Source organism: Singulisphaera rosea, from assembly GCF_054877945.1.
Genome location: NZ_JBTYIP020000013.1, coordinates 98488 through 117294, shown reverse-complemented (window position 1 = coordinate 117294; position 18807 = coordinate 98488). Strand labels below are relative to the sequence as shown.

The following is an 18807-nucleotide window of genomic DNA, read 5'->3' as shown; positions in this document are numbered from 1 at the left end:
TCCCCGGAGGGCGAATGGCCGAGGGACGAAGGAGAACTCCACAAAATCGCGGCAACGCTCATCCATGGGCCGATAGTTATTCCACATTATCCGGCGGTCCATGTGCTCCGTCAAAAGGATTCTGGATCTGGCGCAGGAGCGGGCAGGAGCGTCGCCGATCGGTGGCGTTTCCGGGCTGTACACGTCGCAAACACGACCGGGCTGCCGCCAGTCCCTTTCGACTTCAAATCGGCTCTTGCCCTGCATCGCTCCCTTAGCAAAAAAATGAGGCAGATTTTTAATTGTTTAAATCATGGATAGTTTATGTCGAGTGGGTTTGCTCGTGACCGAAATCTCTGCTAACCTGGGGATTTGCTCGATATTCGGCCGTCGCGGCGACTTTCCGGGGCTCGAGCTCGACCTTTCTCGAGAAGTCACCTCTTGCGGTGGTTAGCCATCGAGTGGCGTTTCTCTGAAGTGAGAAGCACCGGGTGATTCCGAATCAAGGGAGACTGGAATGTCTCAATCGCAGTCCCTCCATCGCGAAGTCATCAACACCGCGAAATTCGCGAGAGAGGAGGCGGCGTTCGAGGCTCACCGGGATGAATTCCTCCCATTCGAAGGCTCGTTCGTGGTCATCAAGGACGACCAAGTCCTCGGGATCTGGCCCGACCGGGCCGAGGCGTTGGATGCGGCGCACCAACGGTTTGGTTCGGCACCCTTTATGGTGAAGCAGATCCTCAAAGAGGAACCGATCCGTCGATTCTCCCACGACCTGCCCCGATGACGTTGCTCACCGGCCGCACGAGCGAGCTCGGCCCGATCATCGACTCGCAAGTGCCCATAAGCCCGCAAGAAGAAAGGGCCTCGCTCCTCCGCTTGAACCTACCCGTCACGGCCCCGGTCACCATACCTGCCCTGATCGATACTGGGGCCAGTGAGTCGGCCCTCGACGAACTTGTCATCGAAAGTCTAAAGCTCGAGTTTTGGGGACCCGTCCCCGTCCTGACCTCGACGACTGATCCGCAGGGGGAAGTTCGCGATGAGTACGGCGCCCAGTTCAGTCTGGGCGGGCCTTCCTACCCGTTGGCCATGGTCGTTGGCGTCATCGCCGCCGACTATGCGACACGCGGCTATCTTGCCTTGATCGGCCGGGACGCCCTCCGCTATTGCGTTTTCAACTACGACGGTCCGCGCGGTACGTTCACCCTCAGTTTCAATAGTGAAACTGAAATATTTGTAGATCAACTATTTTGTGATTCTAAAGTTCACATGCCCAGAACGTTCTCGTTGTGGCACTACCCTCACGCCGCGTGGAGCAGCAGGCCGACGCGTTCGGGGAGGTGGGCGAGGACGGATCGGACCTCGTCTCCGAAGAGGGCACGCCAGAGGATGTTGCGGCGGGTGGCTTCCATCAGGACGAGGTCGGCGCGTTGGGCGCGGGCGACGTCCAGGATGGTCTGGGGCATGTCTCGGGTGGTCTCGTAGAGGGGGCGGATCGGGACGCCGGCGCGAAGGGCTTCGCCGTTGATGCGGTCGAGCGCGGCCAGGGCTTGCGCGTCCTCGGCCAGCGTGGGGAGGGGGTTGGGGCCCATCGGCGTCACGGCGATCGGGCGGAGGAACAGGAGGAGGAGCTCGGCCTGCCGCTCGCGGCATTCCTCCAGGGCGAACGCGACCAGGCCCGGGCGATCGGCGCTCAGGGGGACGAGGATCCGGGTCCGGGCGTGCGAGGCGGCCGGGTTGGGGGAAATCTCCGTCACCACCTCGGAGGTTGAGCGCTTCGACCGGCCCTTGCGATGGGAGAGGCGCCGAGGTCGCGCCGAGGATTCCGCGAGGCGGCGTCCCCGGGGTTGGGTCCGGTGCCGGTGCTTTTTCGGCCGCTCCCAGAGGGGACGGAGCGACTCGACGAGGAATTCCAGGCCCAGGAACAGGAGACTCGTGATCCAGTCCAGGAGCCCCGAGGCGATCAGCGCAAGGAGGCTGACGACCGCGAGCAGGACGACGGCCCAGAGACGCCGAGGATCGCGCATCGGATTTTCGCTGCCTTGTCCCACACCAAAGGTCCGGCCCGGGGCATTTGGCCGGACGCTCCCTCCCTATCAAGGGAGGGACGTGGGGGCTGCGGGGACCGACCTCAACGGTCGGTGAGGCTCGGACCGTAGGACTTCGGCCGGAGCGAGTGACCCCTCGGACGCCTGCGAGGTTAGCTGACGGGCTCGGAGCCGAAGGTGCCCCGTCGTGCCGTCTCGGCACGATTCGCCCCAATTGGGTGGTTCCCCCGCTCTCCCGGCCCCCCGGGAGACTCGGCGATCGTCAACAGCGTCCCATCTGGACGTTCATTCCACCGCGACCCGGCCCGACCGTCAATGGTGAAGCCCCTGGTATTTTGTCCCAACCGACGCTCATTTCCCTAAAGACGGAAAGAGCTGGGGATGAGTTGCCGCCGGTGGAAAAATTTTGGGATGGAATCGTGCGACAGTCGTCCTAGGGGTAGGACGGTTGCTTTGAGCTTCGGGGCGACGGAAGTCACGCATGGACTTTGATCTGCTGGGACGGCTGCTCGATCGGCATTCGGCCGCGCTGGAGCTTTATGCTCGCCAGTGGTGCGACGTCCCCGAGGATGTCGTGCAGGAGGCGTTCCTGAAGCTCTCGGCACAAGGGTTAGTGCCGAGTCGCCCGGCGGCCTGGTTGTTCCGGGTCGTGCGCAACGGGGCGATCAGCGCGGGCCTGGCCTCGAAGCGGAGGCGCCGCCACGAGGCCGAGGCGGCGACCAAGGCCCCGGACTGGTTCGAGCCGGCCCCGTCCTCGGCGACGGCGGAACGGCTCGACCCCGAGGCCGCGGCGGAGGCGCTCCGCACGCTGCCCGTCGAGCAACGCGAGGTGATCGTCGCCCACCTCTGGGGCGGCCTGACGTTCGAGCAGGTCGCCGAGGTGGCGGGCTGCTCCTCGAGCACCGCACACCGGCTCTATTCCGCGGGACTTTCGGCCTTGAGAGAACGCCTGGGGGTGTCATGTCAAAAGACTCGTCCGACCCCGAATTGACGGCCCTCGAGTCCTCCCTGAGGGACCTCATCCCGGCGAAGAGCCGGCTCGATCGCGACCGGCTGATGTACGAGGCCGGGCGGGCCTCGGTCCAATCGCCGACCTCATCCCGAGGCCGATGGGCCTGGCCCTCGCTCGCGGCATCGCTCGCGGCGTTGGCGCTCACGGAGGGGGCCTTCCTGGCCGCTCGCCCTACCCCTCGAGTTGTCGAACGCGTCGTGATCGTCAAGGAGAAACCGGCCCTGCCCGTTGAGGAGGGCCCCCCCGTCGTCATCTTGAGCCAGGCCCCTCCGGCATCTTCTCGAGGGTCGGAGCCGTCGTGGCCTTCGGAGTCCGCCTCGCTCGGGCTCCGGCGCCAGGTGTTGCGGTTCGGCGTCGAAGGCTTGCCCGAGCCTCCCCCTTTGCTCACGCATTCCGGCGACCTGTCCACGCACTCGGGCGACCCCTCGGAGTCCTCGCCCGCGTCGCGGCGATTTGAATATGAAAATGTCCTCGAACCAGGAGGTCCCTCATGATTCGCCCGTTGTTGTGTTTCGTCGGCCTCGCGGCGGCGCTCGTGCCCGCATCCTCGGGGGCGCAACCGATGCCGAAGCCCCTGCCGCCGAAGGTCATCGAGCTCCGCCCGGCCGCCGCGCCGGTGCCCGCGCTCAAGTACCGGCTCATCCCCGAACGCCGCGACCTCATCCCGGGCAACGCCGCGGTCTTCTACCACCGTGCGCTCCAGATGGTCATCGAGACGAGGTATCGGCTGCTGCTCCAAGCCCAGGCCGAGAAGTCCCCCACTCGGAAGCCTTCGGTCGACGAATCGATCAACGACTGGGTCGCCGGCGCGATCCAGGACATCCCCCGAGAGGAGGCGCGGAAGCAACTGGTCACGTACCGGAACGCCCTCCGCGAGGTTGAATTGGGCGCGCGTCGGGATGACTGCAACTGGGAGTTCGACCTCCGCGACGAGGGCTTCGCGCTCATGCTCCCGGATATCCAGGAATCGCGGACCCTGGCCCGCCTCGTCGCCCTCAAGGCCCGGCTCGAGATCCTGGACGGGCATCCCGAAGAGGCGATCAAATGGCTGCGGACGGGCTTCGTGCTGGGCCGCCACGTCGCGAAAGGGACGTCGGTCATCCAGTCGTTGGTCGGCCTCGCCATCAGCCAGGTCATGGCCGGGGTGGCCGAGGACCTGATCCAGATCCCGAAATCGCCCAACCTCTACTGGGCCCTGGCGAATCTCCCCCGGCCCCTGATCGACGTGTCGTACGGGATCGAAGGCGAGCGATTCATGCTCGAGCGGGAGATCCCCGGACTCAAAGACCTCGGAGGGGAGGTCTGGAGCCTCGACCGGGCGCGCTCCTTCGTCGACCAGTTGCTTCCCGAGCTCAGCCTCTTCAATGGCATCTGGGGCGGGGCTCGCGTGGATAGCCCTTCGGCCAATCCTCGACTCGAGGAGTGGAACAAGCGGCTGATCTTCGCCGCGCTGGTGGCCCGGGCCTATCCCGACGCCAAGCTCGCGCTGATTGCCCGGGGGCGTCCCGCGGCGCAGGTCGAGGCGATGCCGGCGATCCAGGTCGTCGCGCTCAACTCCATGACCGTGTACGAGCAGCTTCGCGACGAGGTCGCCAAGTGGGGCAATCTCCCCTATTACCAGGCCTACAAGGGCTACGTGGAGGCCGATCACGCGGTCAGCGCCAGCCACGGGGGGACGAACCGAGGGATCCCCTTCGAAGAGGTGCTGCCGGCCACCCATTCCGTGCGCGTCGCCTCGGCCCGGGGCGAGCGTCGCCTCGCCGCGATCCAGTGCATCGAGGCGATCCGGCTCTACGCCGAGGGCCATGGCGGGGCCCTGCCCGACAGCCTGGACGCGTTGGCGGCGGCCCCCGCCCCGATCGACCCGGGGACCGGGAAACCCTTCGAGTACAAGGTCAGTGGCGGCACCGCCTCGCTGTCCGCGCCGCTCATGCTCGGGGAAGCTTACGTGCCTTACAACACCATCGCCTACGAATTGAAGGTGACGCGTTGAGCACCCCCATTTGGACGAGGAGGATGAACATGCCACGCGTGGTTCCCGCTCTCGTGATCCTTGCCCTGTGCGGGCCGGCGCTGGCCCGCGACGTCGACGTCCGGGCGATCGCCCCGTTCGTCGACGGCACGACCCGGGCCGTCGTGCACGTCGACCTGGTCGAGGCCCGCGTCGACGAACTGCTGGGCCGGCTGGTCCCGGAACCGAACCTGTCGGACCAACTCTCGAAGTCGATCGCCCCCTGGGCGTCGGCCCTGCGCAAGGCCGGGGCCAAGGACCTGTTCCTGGTCTCGAGGCCTACGGATTTCCCCGAACCCCCGCTCGTGGTCGTCCCGCTCGCCGAGGGGGCCGACGCGAAGGCTATCGGCAAGCTCCTCTGCGGCGAGGGCCAGGAGAAGGGACCCGTCGCCTGGCCAACCTGCGCGACGATTCACAACGCGGTCTTCGCCGGGACGTCGGAGGCCCTCGACCGGGTCCGAAAGACCGACCCGGCCCCTCGCCCGGGGCTGGCCGCGGCATTCGAGGCGTCGGGAGCTTCGGCGGCCCAGATCATCCTCCTCCTGACGAGCGACGACCGTCGCGTCCTCGAGGAAATCATGCCCAGTCTACCCCAGGAGTGGGGGGCCGGGTCGATCTCGCTCGTTAGCCAGCACCTGAGCTGGGCCGCGATCGCCCTCGAGACCGAGCCTCGACAGAACCTTCGCCTTATGGTCCAGGCCAAGGATTCGGCCTCGGCCGACACGTTCCTGAGACTCGGTCGCCACATCGTCGCTTGGATGGTGTCGTCGCCGGAGGTGAAGCGCTGGTTCCCCGACATCGCCAAGCTCCCCGCCGAGCTCAACGCGACGCGTACCGGCGAACGCCTGGTCGTGGATCTTGGGCTCAAACAAGGGGGAGCCCTGGTCGGGGCGATGACCTCGACTCTCGGGGAGTCGTACAACCGCCGCGAGTGCGTCAAGAACATGCTGCAACTCGGCCTGGCGATGCACAACTACCACGCGACCTACAACACCTTCCCCCCTGCCTTCACGAAGGACAAGACGGGCCGACCCCTCCTGAGCTGGCGGGTGGCGATCCTGCCTTACCTCGAGCAACAGGCCCTCTACCGAGAGTTCCACCAGGACGAGCCTTGGGACAGCCCGCATAACCGGACGTTGATCGACAAGATGCCCGCGGTCTTTCGCTGCCCGGGGCAGCGGAGGACGCCGGAAAGCCTTGGCAAGACGACGTACCTGGTCCCTCGGGGCAAGGCCACGATCTTCCCCGGGGCCGAGGCGGTCAAGATCAAGGACATCACCGATGGCACCTCGAACACGATCTTCGTGGTCGACGCCGCCGACGACCGGGCCGTCGTCTGGACCAAGCCCGACGACTGGGACGTCGACCCCGAACTCGACGCCAAGGGGATCTTCGGGCATCACCCCAAGGGGACGAACTTCAGCATGGCCGACGGCTCGGTCCGGTTCCTCAAGGAGACGATCAAGCCGAGTCTGTTGAAGGGGCTGGTCACGAGGAACGGCGGCGAGGTCCTCAGCAACGACGACTATTGAGAGGGCCTCGCAGGGCCGGACGCCCCGCATCGACACCAACGATCGCCGCTCACGGGGTCTTCCCGGAGGCGGCCCCGGACCCGCCCGACAGGGCGGGTTCTTTTTTGATCGGGGTGGCCGAAGGGTCGCCCTCCTTGAGGAAATATTCGGAGTCGGCGGGGAGGTCGCGGTAGACGTCGGACTTCCCCGAGGGCCAGCGGACTTCGACCGACTCGACGCGGTCCGAGGACCCGAGCCCGAGGTGGACCCGGCCGTCGTTGGCGGAGAGGAAGCTGCCGCCGCCGAAGCGCTGGGTGATTTGGCGACGGCCTCCGGCGGTTATGGTGAGGCGGGTGCCGACGGCGTCGCGGTTGGAGGAGGTTCCTTCCAATCGGAGAGTCATGTAATGACCCGGGGGGGTCGCTCCCGTGTTGTGCAGATACGCCAGCGGCTCGTGCTCCGAGAGGATCAACAGGTCGACGCGGCCGTCGTTGTCGACGTCCCCCGAGGCGAGGCCTCGGCCGAGTCGAGGGATTTGCCAGGGGGGCCCGGCGCGGCCGGAGACGTCCTCGAGGCGGCCGTCGCCGATGCCCAGCAGGAGCTGCGCGGGCATGGCATAAGGGATGGCCGGCCCGAAGTCGTTGACGTGGCCGTTCGCCGAGGCCATGTCGAGCCGGCCGTCGTTGTTGGCGTCGAGGAGGACGAGACCGAAGCCCAGGAGGAACCGGCTTGGTGCGGCGAGGCCGATCGCGGAGGTGAAGTCGGCGAACTGCCCGCCCCCGAGGTTGCGGAAGAACGTGGTCGACTCGCCGTAGAAGTTGGTCACGGCGAGGTCGATGGCCCCGTCACCGTCGAGGTCACCCGCGGCCACGCCCATGCCCGCCTGGTAGCCTCCTGAGGCGTTCGTCGCCACCCCCCGCTCGGCCCCCTGCTCCTGGAATCGGAACCCCCCGAGGTTGCGGAAGAGGAAGTTGGCGGTCATGTCGTTGGCGACGAAGAGGTCGACGAGGCCGTCGTCGTCGACGTCGGCCGCGACGACCCCAAGGCCTCGGCCGTCGAGGTCGACGAAGCCCGTTTCCTCGGTCACGTCGGTGAACCGGCCGCCGTCGTTGCGGAAGACGCGGTCCGGCTCGGCCTCGAAGGTCCTGGGCACGCAATAGTTGTGCGTCCCCGGCCGGTCCGCGTCGGGGCAAGGTGGCGAGGTCATCGGGTCCCACTTGAGGTACTGGCAGACGTAGAGGTCGAGGTCGCCGTCGTTGTCGAGGTCCGCGAACGCCGCCGATGTCGGCCACCCGCGCTCGCCCCCGAGGCCGACGCTTTGCGTGGCGTCCTCGAACGTGCCGTCCCCCTTGTTGTGGTACAGGGCGTAGGCCCGCCAACGCGTGATGAAGAGGTCGGGGTGGCCGTCGTTGTCGTAGTCACCGACGGTGACGCCGTGCCCGTATCCGCGTGAGAACCCGGCGATCCCCGACCGCGTGGTGACATCCTCGAACGAACCGTCTCCCTTGTTCCGGAAGAGTCGGTCGCCTTCGCCCGAGGGGAATTTCCCTCCTTGCACGGCGTAGACGTCGAGCCGGCCGTCGCCGTCGAAGTCGATCAGGCCGACGCCCCCTCCCATCGTCTCCGGGAGCCGGCGGAGGGACGTCTTGTCGTTCTCATAGACGAACTTGAGGCCGGCGGCTTCGGCGTCGTCGCGGAACGTCGGAATTGCCAAGGCGGATCCGGCGGTGGGTGCGGCCTCGGTCTTTGCCTTTGCCTTTGCCGTCGCTCGGCTCGCGATGAGGTCGGCGAGGGTCCGGCCCGCAGGCGCCTTGGGAGGCTCGGCGCGGGAGAGACGTTCGAAGGCCGGTCGAGCCTCGGAGTCATCGGGGACCTGCCGGGCACGGATCGTCCACCACCCCTTGGCCTCGAACCTTCGGCCGAGGGATTCGGCGGTCTTCGCCAACTCGGCGGATTCCGAGAGGTCGCCCGCCACGACGTTGCTCATCAGGATCTGGTATTGATCCCGGGCACTGTCGATCTCCGCCTTCCGTCGACGGGCTCGAGTCAGGAGGTCGGCGGGCCCTCGGCTCGCCGCGAGGTCCGCGAGCCGGCCCCAGGACGGCGCATCCCCCGGCTCGAGCTCGACCCGGCGCTCGAGCGCAGCACGCTCCTCATCGGGGTGGCCGCGGAGGGCGGCGAGGCGGGCGTCGATGGCGGCGACCTCGGCGAGGGAGAAGCGGTCGGCCGGGAGCTGCCCCAGGACGCGAACGGCCTCGTCGACCTTCCCCGAGTCGAGCGCCCAGCCAAGTCGGGCCTGCCGGACATCGAGGTCGTCGGGATGCTTGGCTTCGCAACGCTCGAGCCAGGCGTCGGCCTCGTCATAGGCGCCGGTGCGCGTGGCCAGGTCGGCGCGGCCGAGCCAGATCCGCTCGTCGTCGGGGGCCTCGGCCCCCAGCCGTTCCAGGGCCTCGCGGACGGCGCGGACCGCGAACGGCTGCGAGTCGAGGAGCCAATGGAGTCGCAACTGGCCCGCCAGGTCGCGGGCGGATCCGCTCCGCTCCTCGATCCGTCGCCCGATCAGGCGACTCCGGCCCGAATAGAGATTGAGCTGGTCCGCCAGCTTCCCCGCCTGCTCTCCGATCTCGTCCGACCGACGTAGGATCGAGCCGAGGCTTTCCTCGGCGGCCGCGAGCCGCCCGTGCTCGATCGCGAACTTGGCCCGCTCGAGCGCCGCTCGAGGGGACATGACCGAGTCGGCCGGGACCCTTTTCCACGCGTCCAATGCCGGCTCGACGTGTCCCAGCGCCGCCTCGCAAACGCCGAGCGGGTATTCCACCTCGTCCCGGCCCTGCCAGTGGGCCGAGAGCCGGGCCAGGCGGGCTTGGGCCGGAGCGTATTGCTTCGAGGTGATCTCCCCTTCGGCCTTGGTCAGCTCGGTGTTATACCACCAGGCGTCGTACACCTGCACCGCACCCCACCCGACGACCGCGACGATCGCGATGGCGGCGGCCACCCGGCCGAATGTGGATTTGCGGGACGATGGCGTGAAGAGCTTTGTAACACCCATCCCGCTACACTACCGTTCCCGGAGGGGGGGAAACAACATGGCCGCCCCCCACCCCGGAGAGATTCCGGGATGGTGGACGGCCTTGATTCTGCGTCACGATTGTCGGCCGGCCAGCGGCCCGGCTTCATCCGGGCGTGGGCCCGTGATTAGAAGCTGTCGGCGCTGATGACTTCGCCGTTGGCCCGGGTGCCGAGCGCCCACCACGTCTGCATGTTGAGGGTGCTCTTGACGAATCGGACGCTGCCGTCGCCCATGAGGACGTTGGCACCGCCGGGGTGGTTGCTGTTGGCGTTCGTGATGTGGGCGTGGTCGGTCGACTCGACGCCGCACCCGCCGCAGCCGAAGCGGCACTGGCCCCAGGACGACTGGGTCGAGCTGGGGGGGACGATCGTGTTGAACATCGACATCGACTCGGAGCCCCACGCCCAGTAGTGGCCGCGGTTGGTGCCGAGGCCGGCGCCCGGGGCGGCCGTCATGAAGGTCGTGTTGCAGAGCTGGATGTTCTTCAGCGTGGTCGGCTGGTCGGAGTTCACGTCATAGAGGCCGGAGGCGCTTCCGTCCGGGAGGTTGACGCCGGTGTTGAAGTTCGACTTGACCGAGCCGCCCGAGCCCACGAGCCCTTCGCTGAACGCGACGGTGTTCGACGAGCCGTCGGTGATGTCCCGGAGGCCGTACGCGATGTTGTAGTAGAACATGCCCGTGCTGCCCTGGGTCGGGGTGCCGCAATTCGCGGCCGTATTCGAGACGCCGCCGTCGGCCCGGTCGCTCGTCCCTTCGCTCGCGTAGTAGCTGTTGATGTACTGCCGACCGGCGAGTCCGTCGGAGGGGCAGAGGTAGGCGTTGAGCTTGGTGTTCGTGGTCGTCGAGTTGAAGGGGTAAGTCGGGCTATTGATCGGGTCGAGCATGAAGTTGATGGCGTTGTAGAGCGGGGCCTGCTCCAGGTAGTTGAGCATGAGGCCCTGGGCGCTCCAGCCCATCCATGCGATGCAGATGCCATCGCCGCTGCCGTTCAGGCCGTTGCGGCTCGCCGCGGCGGCCGGCGGGAACGTTTCGTTCGCCGAGTGGTAGTTGTGCAGGGCCAACCCGATCTGCTTCAGGTTGTTCGTGCACTGGGCCCGCCTGGCGGCCTCGCGGGCGGCCTGGACGGCCGGCAGCAGCAGCGCGATCAGGACGGCGATGATGGCGATCACCACCAGAAGCTCAATGAGCGTAAAACCTCGCGTACGTCGCATTCCAACAGTCATCGATCTCGTCTCCTCTGGCAATGGAAATCAAAAAATGAAAAATTTGGGAGAGGTCAATTGATCCGAAGTCCCATCACCGTTGGAGTGAGGGCCTCGATCGATGAAGACTGGGTCGGGCGAAGGTGCTCATGACAAGGCGAAGGTAATAATTGGCCCGTGCATGTGGGGGCCATACAGGATCGACAACCTTCGCCCTCGAGCTCAACCGACTCAATTCCGGACGCCCTTCCCCTTCTTCTTCATGTGCGATTTGAAATAGTCCATGGAGTCCTTCGCGGAGACACCGGGAGGGGCCTTGGGGGTAATCATTTCATTCGGGGCCGATCCGCCGCAACCCACGAGCAGCGGGCCGCAGAAGATGCTCAAGCCAATGACCCAAGGCAGTGGGCGGATGAACCGAACTCGTTGCATCGACAACGTCTCCAAGCTGAGTGTGCAAGTACAGTTGTGTTCGAATGCACTCAAGTCGTGTGCGGACCGAGGACGTCCCCTCGCCATAAGGCGGGGTGATGAGAAGACCGAATTCGTTTGAGACGCCTCGTCCGATACGAAGATGCGCTTGGTTTATGGATTGGCGACGAGCGCTACCATGACCAAATGAAAATATGGCACGACAGACCCTGACTCGCTCCGCGAGTTACCCCGCGGGTTGACCCTGCAATCCGCACCGACCCTGCATCGACCATCACGACTTGATATGCAAGTCCTCGCCCTCTATTCCGTTGTTATCCGCAATCTCGCCGGCCCCGTCAACCCCTGCAACGATTTTATAATCATTTCAGGGGCTTTTTGGCTGCCCTAAAAAGGCGTAGGCAGCTTTGCGCGGAAAATCTTGGCGCAGCACTACTAACGACTCCTGGAGCCGACAGTCGTCAGGGGCAGGGGCCGAGGTCGAGCCGGGCCTTTCCTCAATTAAGCCTGCCCAAATCGCATAAGTCGAAGCAACGAGATAGGATACGTGGCTACTAAAGATTTAGGAGGCTGCACGGGCCCTTTCGCACACGTTCTCTATCAAGTATAACCGCGGATCAGGGCTTTTTCGGGACAGGTGAATTCGAGACTTTTTGAGAAATCCTCTCGATGCCATCCCGGCGAGCCTCGAAGGGTGCCTTGATGGTCCGTACCCGGAGCCCCGCCTCGCACTGACAGGGTCTTTTCGGCATGCCGCCCGATGTCGTCCCCAAGGCTTGGGCAGACGACCGGGTCTGCTAGAATTACGGACGAGCCTCTCTGCGGTGACTCATGAAGGCGATCGTTTCGCGCAACATTGAGGCCGGAGACATTCTTCCGTGGCGGTGCCGCCACTCCCGACATCTGGAGATGGATTGAAGCAAGGGCGCTTGGCCCGGGGCATGACTTCAAGGATCGTCCGCGCCATTCGATCGCCACTTTGAAGCGATCGGGCCGGGCGATGGTCGAGGCGGGTTTGCCGTCCGAGATCAGGCCGGCCCATGAGGTCGATACGGCGTGGGATTGTGCCGTGCGTGCGGAAGATGGCGGCAACGACGGCTTCCGGAACGCTCTTTTCTCTTGTTATCCTCGACGTAAACGCCTGGAATCATCTTCGGAACCATGGGCCATCATTCGGGGGAGACTCAGGTCCTTCTGGAACGCGCCGCGGCGGGCGACGGGGGGGCACTCGCGGAATTGTTCGAACGGTATCGAGGCCGGCTCGAGCAGATGGTCCGCTTGCGCTTCGACCGTCGGCTCCTCGGGCGGCTCGATCCCGCCGACGTGCTCCAGGAGGCCTACCTCGACCTGGCGCGTCGGTTTTCCGAGTATCTGACGAACCCTCCGATGCCGTTCTATCTCTGGCTCCGACTGCTCACGGCGCAGAAGCTGGTCGACCTGCATCGCAAGCACCTCGGGGCCAAGATGCGCGACGCCGGCCTCGAGGTCTCGCTCTTCCAGGGGCACTCGTTCCCGGCCTCCTCGGGGTCGCTCGCGGAGCTATTCCTGGGGCGGCTGACCTCGGCGAGCCGGGTCGCGATCCGGGAGGAGACGCAACTGCGCGTTCAGGAGGCCCTCAACGGCATGGATGCGATCGATCGCGAGGTCCTGGTCCTGAGGCACTTCGAGGATCTCTCCAACGCCGAGGTCGCCTGCGTTTTACAGATTCAGGAGTCGGCGGCGAGCAAGCGTTACCTCCGGGCCTTGAAACGCCTGAAGGAGATCTTGAGCTCCTTGCCCGGCGGCCTCGGGGGGGTTTAGGCGATGACCGACCCGGATTCCGGACGCGAAACGCTCGAGGAACTCGCCGAGGAGTTCGCCGCCCTCCATCGGCGAGGAGAGCGGCCGACGTTGACCGAGTACGCCCGGAGGTATCCGGAACTCGCCGACGACATCCTCGAGCTGTTCCCGGCCCTTCTGGTTCTGGAGGAACTCCGGCCGGCCCCGTCGCCGACATCACGGGCCGGAGACGCGGGGTGGACTCCGCTTCGGCGGCTGGGCGAATACCGGATCGTCCGCGAGATCGGCCGAGGGGGGATGGGGGTCGTCTACGAGGCCGAGCAGGAGTCGCTCGGCCGACGCGTGGCCCTGAAGGTGCTGCCCCCCGGGACGCTCGGCCACCCCCGGCAGGTCGAGCGGTTCCACCGCGAGGCGAGGACCGCGGCCCGACTGCACCACACCAACCTCGTCCCCCTTTTCGGGGTCGGCGAGGAGGGTGGGACCCATTACTACGTCATGCAGTACATCGACGGGCGGCCTCTCGACGATGTGCTGGTCGAGCTCTTGAGGCTCATCGGCGGCCCAAGCTCCACTCGCCCGCACCTGCCCACATCGCGGCGAGAGCGGGACGCGTCGGAGGTCGAGGAGGGCGTGGCCTCCGACGGCAATGCGTCCTCGGCGGAGGTGGCGCTCTCGCTCTGGAAAGGCCAGTTCCCCGCGCCCTCTCGGCCGGGGACCTCGGATCTCGCCCTCGTCGGAAGGGCGTCGTCCCTGGATCTCGACCTCAAGTCGGAGCCCGTTTCCAACCCATCGCGGCCCGACTCGAGGAACCTGAGCCGGCCCGTCGGGAAGTCTCAAGGTCCCTATCAGGCTTACGCTCGGAGCGTGGCCCACCTCGGCGTCCAGGTGGCCGACGCCCTGGCGTACGCCGCCGGCCAGGGGGTGTTGCACCGCGACGTCAAGCCCTCGAACCTACTCCTGGACATGTCCGGGACCGTCTGGCTGACCGACTTCGGCCTGGCCAAGGCGACCGGGACGGCCGACCTGACCCATACCGGCGACCTCTTCGGCACGTTGCGCTACATGGCCCCGGAGCGGTTCGACGGGCGTGCGGATGTGCGGAGCGACGTCTACGCCCTCGGCTTGACGCTCTACGAGCTCCTCGCGCTCCGGCCTGCGTTCAACGACCGGGGGCAGGCCCCGCTCGTCCGCCAGATCGCGATGTCCGAACCCCCTCGCCTCGACGAGCAGGGCCGGACATGGCCCCGAGACCTCGTCACGATCGTTCACAAGGCGATGGCCAAGGAGCCGTCCGACCGCTACCAGACGCCCGAGGCCCTGGCTGAAGACTTGCGCCGATTCCTCGACGACCGGACGATCCTGGCCCGCCGGCCGGGCCTTGCGGAGCGGGCCGGGCGGTGGTGTCGGAGGAATCCCGTGATCGCCGGCCTGGTGGCGACCGTGTTCGCCCTCACGGCTTTGGCGATCGGCTCTGGGTTCCGGGAGCAGCAGCAGCGGGCCGAGCGGAAGCTGGAGGAGGCGCGTCGGGAAGGCCAGGCCCGCCAGGCGGTGGAGATCGCCCTCGACCGGGCCGTGGGACTGCAGCGGCAGGGCCTCTGGACCGAGGCGGGGAGCGTCCTGGCCAATGCCGCGAGCCGGCTTGAAGATGCCAGCTCCGAGGACCTCCGCCGTCGGCTCAACAGGGCCCGGGGCGACCTCGACCTCGTGGCCAAGCTGGAGGGGAAGCGGATGGGCCGGGTCGGCCCCTTCGGTCGCAACCAGCCCGACGCCAGCGCGGCCGCTCGAGGTTATGCCGAGGCGTTCAGGCACGCAGGCCTCCCCGTGGAGGGGGACCTCGACGAGGCCACGGTCGCGGCCCGGATCCGGATGTCCGGCGCCCAAGGGCCCCTGGTCGCCACCCTCGACGACTGGTCCCTCGTGACCAACGACAGCCGCCTAAGGGCCCGGCTGCTTCGCATCGCCCGACTGGCGGACCCGGACCTCGACTGGCGCGATCGGGTGCGCGACCCCTCCGTTTGGGGCAATCTCCCGGCGCTCGAGCGGCTGAAGGACGAGGCCCTGGAGGTGTCCGAGACGGCCCAACCGCCGCACCTCCTGACGACCTTGAGCGTGCTCATCACCGAGGCTGGCGGAGACCCCGAGCCGCTCCTCCGCGCGGCCCAGCGTCGGCACCCCGGGGACTTCTGGCTCAACTTCGAACTCGCCAGGTTGCTGAGGCCCAGGAAGCCGCCCGAGGCGCTCGGGTTTTGCCGGGCGGCCCTGGTGGTCCGGCCCCGGAGCGCCGGGGTCTATAACCTACTCGGTCTGACCTTGTGGGAAGATCACCGGTTGGAGGAGGCCGGCGAGGCGTTCCGCCGGGCCCTCGAGCTCGACCCGGGCCTCTCCGCGGCCCACACGAACCTTGGCCTGATCCTGGCGGCCGAAGGACGGTCCTCCGAGGCGATCGCCGCCCATCGCCGGGCCACCGAGATCGACCCGAAGGGGGGGCTCGGATACGCCAACCTTGCCGAGGTCTTCGAATCCGAAGGGCGGATCGAGGAGGCGATCACGGCTTACCGGAAGGCCATCGAGCTCGACCCCAAGCTGGCCCTCGCGTACCAGAGACTCCGCGACCTGCTCATGGCCGAAGGACGCGGTGACGAGTCCGCGGAGCTCCGCGACCGTGCCCTCGACGTCACGCCGAACGATGCGCCGGACTACCACAACCTCGGTAACACCCTGAAGATCGAGGGGAGGATGGCCGACGCGATCACCGCCTACCGACGGGCGATCCAACTCGACCCCAGGTTCGCCCTGGCGCGCGAGGCGCTGGGCGAGACCCTCTTCCGCGAGGACCGGTTCGCCGAGGCCCGCGCCGAGGCCCAGGCGTGGGTCGACCACCTCAAGGCCGACGACCCGTCGTACTCCCGAGCCCAGCAGCACCTCCGGGATTGCGAGCGCCGGCTCGCCCTCGACGCCAAGCTGGCCGCGATCCTCGAGGCGAAGGAGCTGCCCTCCGACGCCGGCGAGCTCCGCGAGCTCGCCGCCTTCTGCCTGTTCTACAAGCGACGATTCACCGACGCCGCCCGGCTCTTCAACGCCGAGTTCACGGTCGAGCCGAAGCGAGCGGACGACCTCCGGGCCGGCGATCGCTATAACGCCGCCTGCGCCTCGGCCCTGGCCGCCAGCGGCCTGGGGGTCGACGCCGATCGACTCGGAGAGTCGGACCGTGCCGTCTTGCGACGCCAGGCGCTCGACTGGCTCCACGCCGACCTCGCGCTATGGAGCAAGGTCGTCGCGGAGGGCCCGAAAGGCCGGCGATGGGGATGGCCCCGGCAATCCCTCCGACACTGGCAGACGGACTCCGACCTCGCGGTCATCCGCGACCCCGCGGCCCTGGCCAAGCTCCCCGCGCACGAGATCCAGGCCTGCGAAGCCTTCTGGGAAGAGGTGAACACGCTCCTCACCACCCTCAGGAATTCGCCCGGTCGGGACGCGGACGAAACCTCCGGAAACCGTCCCCAAGCGGGTACCCATCGGATCGCCTCGGACCGAGACTGAGGCGGCTATCCTTCTCCGTGCCCCGCATCGGAACGTCCCACCCCCGCGAAACACCTTTAGAGCGGATCGCTCTCAGGTATCACACAATACGTGGCACCCCCTAATCCACACTTACAAGCCCGAAGCGCAAGCGAGTGAATCCTCTTCGCACTAAATCGAAGAGGATTCACTCGCTTGCGCTTCGGGCTTGTGTCGAATTGATGCCACTCGCACGTCAACCGCTCTAGGAGAGCACCGGGAGCTGGCTGAAGAATTCGTTCCCCTTGTCGTCGACCAGGATGAACGCGGGGAAGTCGACGACGTCGATCTTGTAGACGGCCTCCATCCCGAGCTCGGGATACTCGAGGAGGCTGACCTCCTTGATGTTTTCCTGGGCCAGCAGTGCGGCGGGGCCGCCGATCGAGCCGAGGTAGAAGCCCCCGTGCGACTTGCATGCGTCGGTCACGGCCTTCGAGCGGTTGCCCTTGGCGATCATGACCATCGAGCCCCCCTTCGACTGGAAGAGGTCGACGTAGCTATCCATCCGACCGGCGGTCGTCGGGCCGAACGACCCCGAGGGGAGCCCCTCGGGGGTCTTGGCGGGGCCGGCGTAATAGACCGGATGGTCCTGGAGGTAGCCCGGCATCGACTCGCCCCGGTCGAGCCGCTCCTTGATCTTGGCATGCGCGATGTCCCGGGCGACGACGATGGTCCCGCTGAGCCGGAGCGGGGTGGCGACCGGATACTTCGAGAGCTCGGCGAGCACCTCGGGCATCGGGCGGTTCAGGTCGACCGCGACCCCGTGCTCCACTCCGAGCCCCGCGCGATGGTCGTTGGGCAGGAACCTTGCGGGGTTGCGCTCAAGCTCCTCGACCCAGAGGCCGTCGCGGTCGATCTTCGCCTTGATGTTGCGGTCCGCCGAGCAGGAGACGCCGATCCCGACCGGGCACGAGGCCCCGTGTCTGGGCAGTCGGATGACCCGGGCGTCGAGCGCGAAATACTTGCCGCCGAACTGCGCCCCGATCCCGCTCCGTCGGGCCATCGCGACGACCTGCTCCTCGAGCCCCGGATCGCGGAAAGCCCTCCCGAGGGCGTTCCCCTCGGTCGGCAGGTGGTCCAGGTAGCCCGCGCTGGCGAGCTTCACCGTCTTCATCGTCGCCTCGGCCGAGGTCCCCCCGATCACGATCGCCAGGTGATACGGCGGGCAAGCGGCCGTGCCCAGCGAGCGGAGCTTCTGGTCGAGGAACGTCTCCAGACTCTTCGGGTTCAGGAGCGCCTTGGTCTCCTGGAACAACATCGACTTGTTCGCCGAGCCCCCCCCTTTGGCCACGAAGAGAAACTCGTACGTCCCCCCGTTGGTGGCCATGATGTCGACCTGCGCCGGCAGGTTCGTGCCGGTGTTGGCCTCCTCGAACATCGACAGCGGGACGGTCTGGGAGTACCGGAGGTTCTCGTTGAGGTAGGTTTCGTAGATCCCCCGCGAGAGCCACTCCTCGTCGACGACGCCGGTCCAGACCCGCTGCCCCTTCTTGCCGACGATGGTGGCCGTGCCGGTGTCCTGGCACATGGGGAGCCGGAACCCCGAGGCCACGACTGCGTTCTTGAGCAAGGCCAGGGCGACCCCTCGGTCGTTGGCGGAGGCCTCCGGGTCGTCGAAGATCGCGGCGACCTTCGCGAGGTGCGACTCGCGATAGAGGAACGAGACGTCCCGGAAGGCCTCGCGTGCCAGCACCGAGAGTCCCTCGGGCGCCACCTTGAGGATCTCCTGCCCCTCGAACGTCGAGGCGGAGACGTGATCTGAGGACAGGTGGCGATACCGCGTCGAATCGGGCCCGAGGGGGAACGGGGCCTGGTAGGCGAACTCCGGCATGGAAAGGTTTCCCGAACAAAGACCTCCCCCGCCCCGATTCGACTCGAACGGGACGAGGGGCGAAGGCGAATGCCAATGCGTGCGAGCCTGCCTACTATCCTTGCGGTTCTCCGCCGCTCTTGCAACGACACCCGGCCGGATCGCCGTCGCGGACCTCCGCGAGCGCTTCGGGCTTGTGCCGGAGAGAGGCGCCTCGACGTCGCGATGGACCCGTGCTCACGATTGACGGGGTTGTCATGTCGGGGATAGGCTTTGGGGCGGAAGAGCCGTGGATTTGGCCGATGGTACGCAATCCCTGGACACGCGACGAGAAGGTGATATGCAAACGTCACGAAGCATTCTCCGGGCGGCCGTCTTTGCGTGTGCGGTCT

General features: G+C 66.8%; 12 protein-coding genes and 1 riboswitch. Of the genes, 7 read left to right on the top strand and 5 right to left on the bottom strand.

Features of this window, described 5'->3' with window-relative positions:
* Positions 1–496 precede the first annotated feature (496 nt).
* Positions 497–766 carry a hypothetical protein gene (locus ACYOEI_RS21710; RefSeq protein ID WP_462851665.1) on the top strand — a complete coding sequence of 90 codons (270 nt, stop codon included), beginning with the start codon at positions 497–499 and terminating at the stop codon, positions 764–766.
* Positions 767–1283: 517 nt separating this feature from the next.
* Here ACYOEI_RS21710 and ACYOEI_RS21705 read toward each other — a convergent pair.
* A complete protein-coding gene (locus ACYOEI_RS21705) occupies positions 1284–2009 on the bottom strand; it encodes a universal stress protein (protein ID WP_462851664.1) in 726 nt (241 codons plus the stop codon).
* A 147-nt stretch (positions 2010–2156) separates the two neighbouring features.
* Positions 2157–2298, bottom strand: a riboswitch (cyclic di-AMP (ydaO/yuaA leader).
* A gap of 213 nt (positions 2299–2511) precedes the next feature.
* Here ACYOEI_RS21705 and ACYOEI_RS21700 point away from each other — a divergent pair.
* From ACYOEI_RS21700 to ACYOEI_RS21685, 4 genes are read left to right on the top strand one after another with little or no spacing between them, the layout of a single operon-like run.
* Positions 2512–3021 carry an RNA polymerase sigma factor gene (locus tag ACYOEI_RS21700; protein WP_462851663.1) on the top strand — a complete coding sequence of 170 codons (510 nt, stop codon included), beginning with the start codon at positions 2512–2514 and terminating at the stop codon, positions 3019–3021.
* Positions 2991–3536: a hypothetical protein gene (locus ACYOEI_RS21695; protein WP_462851662.1), complete on the top strand. Its 546-nt coding sequence runs from the start codon at positions 2991–2993 to the stop codon at positions 3534–3536. The genes ACYOEI_RS21700 and ACYOEI_RS21695 overlap by 31 nt, the downstream gene beginning before the upstream one ends.
* Positions 3533–5035 (top strand): hypothetical protein, encoded by a 1503-nt coding sequence (locus ACYOEI_RS21690; RefSeq protein WP_462851661.1) that lies wholly within the window; start codon positions 3533–3535, stop codon positions 5033–5035. The genes ACYOEI_RS21695 and ACYOEI_RS21690 overlap by 4 nt, the downstream gene beginning before the upstream one ends.
* 29 nt (positions 5036–5064) lie before the next feature.
* Positions 5065–6585, top strand: coding sequence for a DUF1559 domain-containing protein (locus tag ACYOEI_RS21685; protein WP_462851660.1), 1521 nt, complete (start codon positions 5065–5067; stop codon positions 6583–6585).
* 49 nt (positions 6586–6634) lie between these two features.
* Here the strand turns inward: ACYOEI_RS21685 and ACYOEI_RS21680 are convergent, their stop codons facing one another.
* The 3 genes from ACYOEI_RS21680 to ACYOEI_RS21670 form a co-directional block, all read right to left on the bottom strand.
* Positions 6635–9613, bottom strand: a complete 2979-nt coding sequence (locus ACYOEI_RS21680) for a CRTAC1 family protein (protein ID WP_462851659.1) — start codon at positions 9611–9613, stop codon at positions 6635–6637.
* 146 nt (positions 9614–9759) lie between these two features.
* Entirely contained in the window at positions 9760–10857 is a 1098-nt protein-coding gene (locus ACYOEI_RS21675; protein WP_462851658.1) for a DUF1559 domain-containing protein, read from the bottom strand.
* A gap of 210 nt (positions 10858–11067) precedes the next feature.
* Complete coding sequence (locus tag ACYOEI_RS21670; RefSeq protein ID WP_462851657.1) at positions 11068–11268, bottom strand: hypothetical protein; 201 nt, start codon at positions 11266–11268, stop codon at positions 11068–11070.
* A 1161-nt stretch (positions 11269–12429) separates the two neighbouring features.
* On the opposite strand from ACYOEI_RS21670, the gene ACYOEI_RS21665 reads away from it, so the two are divergent.
* Positions 12430–13068 (top strand): sigma-70 family RNA polymerase sigma factor, encoded by a 639-nt coding sequence (locus tag ACYOEI_RS21665; protein WP_462851656.1) that lies wholly within the window; start codon positions 12430–12432, stop codon positions 13066–13068.
* Between the two features lie 3 nt (positions 13069–13071).
* Positions 13072–16587 (top strand): protein kinase domain-containing protein, encoded by a 3516-nt coding sequence (locus ACYOEI_RS21660; protein ID WP_462851655.1) that lies wholly within the window; start codon positions 13072–13074, stop codon positions 16585–16587.
* Between the two features lie 223 nt (positions 16588–16810).
* Here ACYOEI_RS21660 and ACYOEI_RS21655 read toward each other — a convergent pair whose 3' ends face one another.
* Positions 16811–18436: a fumarate hydratase gene (locus tag ACYOEI_RS21655; RefSeq protein ID WP_462851654.1), complete on the bottom strand. Its 1626-nt coding sequence runs from the start codon at positions 18434–18436 to the stop codon at positions 16811–16813.
* Positions 18437–18807 lie beyond the last annotated feature (371 nt).

Coding starts and splice junctions, on each gene's coding strand:
- ACYOEI_RS21685 (WP_462851660.1), top strand. CDS start 5,065: ATGCCACGCGTGGTTCCCGCTCTCGTGATCCTTGCCCTGTGCGGGCCG.
- ACYOEI_RS21675 (WP_462851658.1), bottom strand. CDS start 10,857: ATGACTGTTGGAATGCGACGTACGCGAGGTTTTACGCTCATTGAGCTT.
- ACYOEI_RS21690 (WP_462851661.1), top strand. CDS start 3,533: ATGATTCGCCCGTTGTTGTGTTTCGTCGGCCTCGCGGCGGCGCTCGTG.
- ACYOEI_RS21705 (WP_462851664.1), bottom strand. CDS start 2,009: ATGCGCGATCCTCGGCGTCTCTGGGCCGTCGTCCTGCTCGCGGTCGTC.
- ACYOEI_RS21665 (WP_462851656.1), top strand. CDS start 12,430: ATGGGCCATCATTCGGGGGAGACTCAGGTCCTTCTGGAACGCGCCGCG.
- ACYOEI_RS21710 (WP_462851665.1), top strand. CDS start 497: ATGTCTCAATCGCAGTCCCTCCATCGCGAAGTCATCAACACCGCGAAA.
- ACYOEI_RS21695 (WP_462851662.1), top strand. CDS start 2,991: ATGTCAAAAGACTCGTCCGACCCCGAATTGACGGCCCTCGAGTCCTCC.
- ACYOEI_RS21680 (WP_462851659.1), bottom strand. CDS start 9,613: ATGGGTGTTACAAAGCTCTTCACGCCATCGTCCCGCAAATCCACATTC.
- ACYOEI_RS21700 (WP_462851663.1), top strand. CDS start 2,512: ATGGACTTTGATCTGCTGGGACGGCTGCTCGATCGGCATTCGGCCGCG.
- ACYOEI_RS21670 (WP_462851657.1), bottom strand. CDS start 11,268: ATGCAACGAGTTCGGTTCATCCGCCCACTGCCTTGGGTCATTGGCTTG.
- ACYOEI_RS21655 (WP_462851654.1), bottom strand. CDS start 18,436: ATGCCGGAGTTCGCCTACCAGGCCCCGTTCCCCCTCGGGCCCGATTCG.
- ACYOEI_RS21660 (WP_462851655.1), top strand. CDS start 13,072: ATGACCGACCCGGATTCCGGACGCGAAACGCTCGAGGAACTCGCCGAG.